3 protein-coding genes are annotated in these 6,000 nt (G+C 68.9%); all 3 read right to left on the bottom strand.

The window, feature by feature from the left end; genetic code table 11:
- Nucleotides 1–102: 102 nt before the first annotated feature.
- Nucleotides 103–291: a DUF6104 family protein gene (locus tag ACIOKD_RS34885; RefSeq protein ID WP_402091915.1), complete on the bottom strand. Its 189-nt coding sequence runs from the start codon at nt 289–291 to the stop codon at nt 103–105.
- 267 nt (nt 292–558) lie between these two features.
- Nucleotides 559–4,410 carry a multifunctional oxoglutarate decarboxylase/oxoglutarate dehydrogenase thiamine pyrophosphate-binding subunit/dihydrolipoyllysine-residue succinyltransferase subunit gene (locus ACIOKD_RS34880; protein ID WP_402091914.1) on the bottom strand — a complete coding sequence of 1,284 codons (3,852 nt, stop codon included), beginning with the start codon at nt 4,408–4,410 and terminating at the stop codon, nt 559–561.
- 285 nt (nt 4,411–4,695) lie between these two features.
- A complete protein-coding gene (locus ACIOKD_RS34875) occupies nt 4,696–5,760 on the bottom strand; it encodes an ATP-binding protein (RefSeq protein ID WP_402091912.1) in 1,065 nt (354 codons plus the stop codon).
- Nucleotides 5,761–6,000 lie beyond the last annotated feature (240 nt).

Below are 6,000 nucleotides of genomic sequence, written 5' to 3'. Positions count from 1 at the left end.
ACCCCCCAGGTCATGCCTTCGACAGGGGGACACAGTCATGCCGGACCCGGAGGCCAGCGGCCCCGTTGCGGAACCGCAGAAAACATAACGGGGGCTGGGTGGCTACTCGTCGTCCTCGTCCTCGTCGTCGTCCAGGCGGGCCAGCCAGGTTGCGAGGCGTTCCACCGGGACCTCGAAGTCCGGGTTGAGGTCGACGAACGTGCGCAGTTGCTCGGCGAGCCACTCGAAAGTGACCTCCTCCTGGCCGCGCCGCTTCTCAAGTTCCTCGATACCGCGATCGGTGAAGTACATGGTGGTTGCTCTCCTGCGTGCGTACCCGGTGGTTCTCCTGCGCACAGCCTACGAAACCGGTCGATGCCCGTCGGCGGGACGATCCCGTGACTACGGTGTGCATCTGGCGCAGAAGGGGTAACTCCCCTGTCCTGAAGCCCTGTTCATAGCTGTGCAGACGGGCCGGAAGGTGAACGCCTGGCGGGCTCGAAGCAGAGGCCGGACGACGCAGGGCCCGGTCCGCGACTGTCGCGGACCGGGCCCTCCATGCGTACCGTGTGCCTACCTTCAGGCGTCGAACACCTCGCGGACCAGCTGCTCCTGCTCCGCCTGGTGGCGCTTGGCGGAGCCGACCGCCGGGGACGAACCCGCCGGGCGGGAGATGCGGCGCAGGCGCTCCCCGTGGGGGACGTCCGCGCCGACCGCCAGGTCCAGGTGGTCGATGAGGTTCAGGGCGATGAACGGCCACGCACCCTGGTTCGCCGGCTCCTCCTGGGCCCACAGGTACTTCTCGGCGTTCGGGTACTTGGCGATCTCCGCCTGGAGCTCGGCACCCGGGAGGGGGTACAGACGCTCGATGCGGATGACGGCCGTGTCCGTGATACCGCGCTTCTTACGCTCGCCGTCGAGGTCGTAGTAGACCTTGCCAGCAGTGAAGACGACCTTCTTGACCGCCGTCGGGTCCACCGACGAGTCGCCGATGACCGGGCGGAAGCCGCCCGTCGTGAACTCCTCCGCCTTCGACGCGGCCGCCTTGAGGCGGAGCATCGACTTCGGGGTGAAGACCACCAGCGGCTTGTGGTGCGGGTTGTGCACCTGCCACCGCAGGAGGTGGAAGTAGTTCGACGGGAGCGTCGGCATCGCGACCGTCATGTTGTTCTGCGCGCACATCTGGAGGAAGCGCTCCGGGCGCGCGGACGAGTGGTCCGGACCCTGGCCCTCGTAGCCGTGCGGGAGAAGCAGCGTGACGCCGGACGTCTGGCCCCACTTCTGCTCCGCCGACGAGATGAACTCGTCCACCACCGTCTGGGCGCCGTTGACGAAGTCGCCGAACTGCGCCTCCCACATCACGAGGGACTCGGGACGCGCCAGCGAGTAGCCGTACTCGAAGCCCATCGCCGCGTACTCGGAGAGAAGTGAGTCGTAGCAGTTGTAGCGGGCCTGGTCCTCGGAGAGGTACTGGAGAGGCGTGAAGTCCTCCGCCGTCTCCCGGTCGATCAGGACCGCGTGGCGCTGGCCGAAGGTGCCGCGGCGGGAGTCCTGGCCCGAGAGGCGCACCGGGGTGCCCTCCAGGAGCAGGGAGCCGATCGCGAGCGTCTCGCCCATGCCCCAGTCGATCGTGCCGTCCTCGACCATCGCCGCGCGGCGCTGCAGCTGGGGCAGCAGACGCGGGTGGACGGTGACGCGCTCGGGGATGTTGACCTGGGACTCGGCGATCCGCTTGACGACCTCCTGGGAGACGGCCGTGGTGACCGCCACCGGGAACTCGGGCTTCACGTCGGGGGCGTGCGCCTCGCCCGGCGCCGAAGCGGCCTCACGGACCTCCGTGAAGACCTTCTCCAGCTGGCCCTGGTAGTCCTGCAGCGCCTGCTCGGCCTCTTCCAGCGTGATGTCGCCCCGGCCGATCAGCGACTCGGTGTAGAGCTTGCGCACCGAGCGCTTCTTGTCGATCAGGTCGTACATCAGCGGCTGGGTGAACGCCGGGTTGTCCGACTCGTTGTGACCGCGGCGGCGGTAGCAGATGAGGTCGATGACGACGTCCTTGTTGAACGCCTGCCGGAACTCGAAGGCCAGCCGGGCCACGCGGACGACGGCCTCGGGGTCGTCGCCGTTCACGTGGAAGATCGGGGCCTCGATCATGCGGGCCACGTCGGTGGCGTACATGGACGAACGCGAGGACTCGGGAGCCGCGGTGAAACCGACCTGGTTGTTGATGACCACGTGGACCGTGCCGCCGGTGCGGTAGCCGCGCAGCTGCGACATGTTCAGGGTCTCGGCCACCACGCCCTGGCCCGCGAACGCCGCGTCGCCGTGCAGGGCGACCGGCAGGACGGTGAAGTCCGTGCCGCCCTTGTTGATGATGTCCTGCTTGGCGCGGGCGACGCCCTCCAGGATCGGGTCGACCGCCTCCAGGTGCGAGGGGTTCGCGGCCAGCGAGACCTTGATCTGCTCGCCGTCCAGGCCCGTGAAGACGCCCTCGGCGCCCAGGTGGTACTTGACGTCGCCGGAGCCGTGCATCGACTTCGGGTCGAGGTTGCCCTCGAACTCCCGGAAGATCTGCGCGTACGACTTGCCGACGATGTTGGCCAGGACGTTCAGGCGGCCTCGGTGGGCCATACCGACGACGACCTCGTCCAGACGCGACTCGGCGGCGGAGTCGAGCACCGCGTCGAGCAGCGGGATGACGGACTCGCCGCCCTCCAGGGAGAAGCGCTTCTGGCCGACGTACTTCGTCTGCAGGAAGGTCTCGAAGGCTTCCGCCGCGTTCAGCCGGCGCAGGATCCGCAGCTGCTCCTCGCGCTCCGGCTTGGAGTGCGGGCGCTCGATACGGTCCTGGATCCACCGGCGCTGCTTCGGGTCCTGGATGTGCATGAACTCGACGCCCGTGGTGCGGCAGTACGAGTCGCGCAGCACGCCGAGGATGTCGCGCAGCTTCATCAGGGACTTGCCCGCGAAACCGCCGACCGCGAACTCGCGCTCCAGGTCCCACAGGGTGAGCCCGTGCTCGGTGATGTCCAGGTCGGGGTGCTTGCGCTGGCGGTACTCCAGCGGGTCGGTGTCGGCCATGACGTGGCCGCGGACCCGGTAGGAGTGGATCAGCTCGAAGACCCGGGCGGCCTTGGTGACGTCGTCGTCGTGCGAGGCGTCGATGTCCTTGAGCCAGCGGACCGGCTCGTAGGGAATGCGCAGGGCTTCGAAGATCTCGTCGTAGAAGCCCTGCTCGCCGAGCAGGTAGTTCGCGACGACGCGCAGGAACTCGCCGGACGCGGCGCCCTGGATGACCCGGTGGTCGTAGGTCGACGTGAGCGTCATGACCTTCGCGATGCCGAGCTTGTTCAGGGTGTCCTGGGAGGTGCCCTGGAACTCCGCCGGGTAGTCCATCGAGCCGACGCCCATGATGACCGACTGTCCGGGCATCAGACGCGGGACCGAGTGGACGGTGCCGAGGCCGCCGGGGTTGGTCAGGGAGACCGTGACACCGGTGAAGTCGTCCATCGTCAGCTTGCCGTCACGGGCGCGGCGGACGATGTCCTCGTAGGCCTGCCAGAACTCGAAGAAGTTCAGCGTCTCGGCCTTCTTGATGCCCGCGACGACCAGCTGGCGGTCGCCGTTGGGCTTCACCAGGTCGATGGCGAGGCCGAAGTTCACGTGCTCCGGCTTGACCAGGGTCGGCTTGCCGTCCTTCTCCGTGTAGGAGTAGTTCATCGACGGCATGGCCTTGATGGCCTGCACCATCGCGTAGCCGATGAGGTGGGTGAAGGAGATCTTCCCGCCCCGGGCACGCTTCAGGTGGTTGTTGATGACGATGCGGTTGTCGAAGAGCAGCTTCACCGGGACCGCGCGCACGGACGTGGCCGTGGGGACCTCGACGGAGGCGTTCATGTTCTTCACGACCGCGGCGCTCGGGCCGCGCAGCGTCACGTACTCCGGCCCGCCCGAGGACGCGGTGGCCTCCGGGGCGGGCGCGGCCTTCGCGGCGGCCGGCTTGGCCGCGGCGGGCTTCGCCGGTGCGGCGGCCGGAGCAGCCGCCTTCGCCGGTGCGGCGGCGGGCTGCGCGGCAGCCGGTGCGGCCTGGGCCTGAGCGGCCGGGGCCGGAGCCTTGGCCGGAGCTGCTTGAGCAGGAGCCTGGGACGGTGCGGCCTGGGCCTGGGGCGCGGCAGGAGCCGCCTTGGACGCGGTGGTGGTTCCCGCGGCCCCCGCGGCCGCGGTACCCGCCGGAGCCGAGGCGGCCACGCCGCCGGGCTTGTAGTCGGCGAAGAAGTCCCACCAGGCTCGGTCTACGGAATTCGGGTCCTGGAGGTACTGCTGATAGATCTCGTCGACGAGCCACTCGTTCGGGCCGAAGGCCGCAGCAGGGTTCTTCCCGGCTTGGTCCTCGGTCGAGACGCTCGATGAGTTACTGGGGGACTGTGGCGACACGGCGGCAACCGCCCTCTTCCGCTTCACAAGGTGATGGACAGCGGGAATAAAGGCTACGCCCCCCGGACCGGCTAGGTCAGTCCGGGCCTGGTCATCGTCGCGTAAGTCACATCGAAAAGCGTGTTTCGGCGTTCGAAATGGCGGGAAACAAGCGAGGTTCCGATGCGAAACGGACGCGCCGACTCGGGGCTGCGACCTCGGAAGGCCGAACCTCCGTGCCAGGAACGCACGATGACACGTGTCCTGCTGCCCCATCACGTGGATCTTGGGCTCTCGCTTCGAACCCTACGTCAACCTGTCCGGCGAGGGCGCTCCCGGAAGAGTGACCTGGATCCGGCAACCGCGCTGGGATTCGGCCACGCCGATCCGGCCACCGTGCAGATCGACCGCCCAGCGGGCGATCGCCAGCCCCAGACCCGTACCGCCGTCGCTGCCCGGGCCGTGCGGCGCGACGACCCCGCCGCGGTTGAACCGCTCGAAGACCCGGTGCCACTCCGAGCGCGGGATGCCGGGGCCCTCGTCCAGGACTTCGAGGTCCAGGGACTCGGGGCCGTCGCCGCGCCGGGCCTTCACCGTGACGCGGCCGTGCGGCGGGCTGTGCTTGACCGCGTTGTCGATGAGGTTGGCGACGACCTGGTGGATCCGCTCCGGGTCCGCGTGCGCGGTCAGCTCGGGCGGCGACACGTCGAGGTGCAGATGGACGTCCGTACGCGTGTGACTGCCGGAGCCGGAAGCTATGCCCGCGCGCGCGGAAGCCACCATGTTGGCCTCCTTCAGCACACCTGACAGGTACGGCCACACCTCGAAGCGGCGCTTGCGCAGCGGTACGACGCCGTTGTCCAGACGGGAAAGGTCGAGCAGCGTCTCCACCAGCCGGCCGAGGCGCTCCGTCTGCTTCAGGGCGGTGCGCATCGTCTCGGGGTCGGCGGCGGAGACACCGTCCACCACGTTCTCCAGGACGGCGCGCAGGCCCGCGATGGGGGTGCGCAGCTCGTGCGAGACGTTCGCCACGAGCTCCTTGCGCTGCCGCTCCTGGGCCTCCAGGTCGTCGGCCATGCGGTTGATCGTCTGGGCCAGGTCGCCCAGCTCGTCGCGGCGGTCGGCGCCCCTGACCCGGCGGGTGTAGTCGCCGTGCGAGATGCCCCGCGCGACGGTGTTCATCTCGTCCAGCGGAGCGGTGATCGAGTGCGCCACGAACTGGGTGATCAGCAGGGTCGCGATCATCGAGAAGACCGTGATGAAACGCAGTTCCGTCTCGGTGCGCACCGCGATCATCAGCAGACCGGTGGTGATGAAGACCGCGACGACGACCAGTGTGCCGAGCTTCGTCTTGATCGAGAAGGGGCGCATGTCACCCCAGGATCCCGAGCCCGAGCCTGCACCTGGGCCGGCACTCGCGCTCGTTCCGGACGTGGTGCCGGACGTGGTGCCGGATGTTGTACCGGACGTCCTACCGGCGCCCGGAGCCGCGCCCGGAGTTGAAGTCGGAGTCGAAGTCGGAGCTGAACCCGGCGTCGGGCCCGGCGCCGCGAAGCCGCCCGCGCCTGTGCCGACAGTGGGACCCCGACCAGGTTCCGGCCCCGTACCCGC

It is taken from the genome of Streptomyces sp. NPDC087844 (assembly GCF_044742785.1).
GTDB lineage: Bacteria > Actinomycetota > Actinomycetes > Streptomycetales > Streptomycetaceae > Streptomyces.
The sequence above is the reverse complement of the archived record's forward strand: the minus strand, read 5'-3'. Positions and strand labels throughout refer to the sequence as shown.

Excerpts from the sequence above, each read along its gene's own strand:
- ACIOKD_RS34885 (WP_402091915.1), bottom strand. The coding sequence starts at position 291 with ATGTACTTCACCGATCGCGGTATCGAGGAACTTGAGAAGCGGCGCGGC.
- ACIOKD_RS34875 (WP_402091912.1), bottom strand. The coding sequence starts at position 5,760 with ATGCGCCCCTTCTCGATCAAGACGAAGCTCGGCACACTGGTCGTCGTC.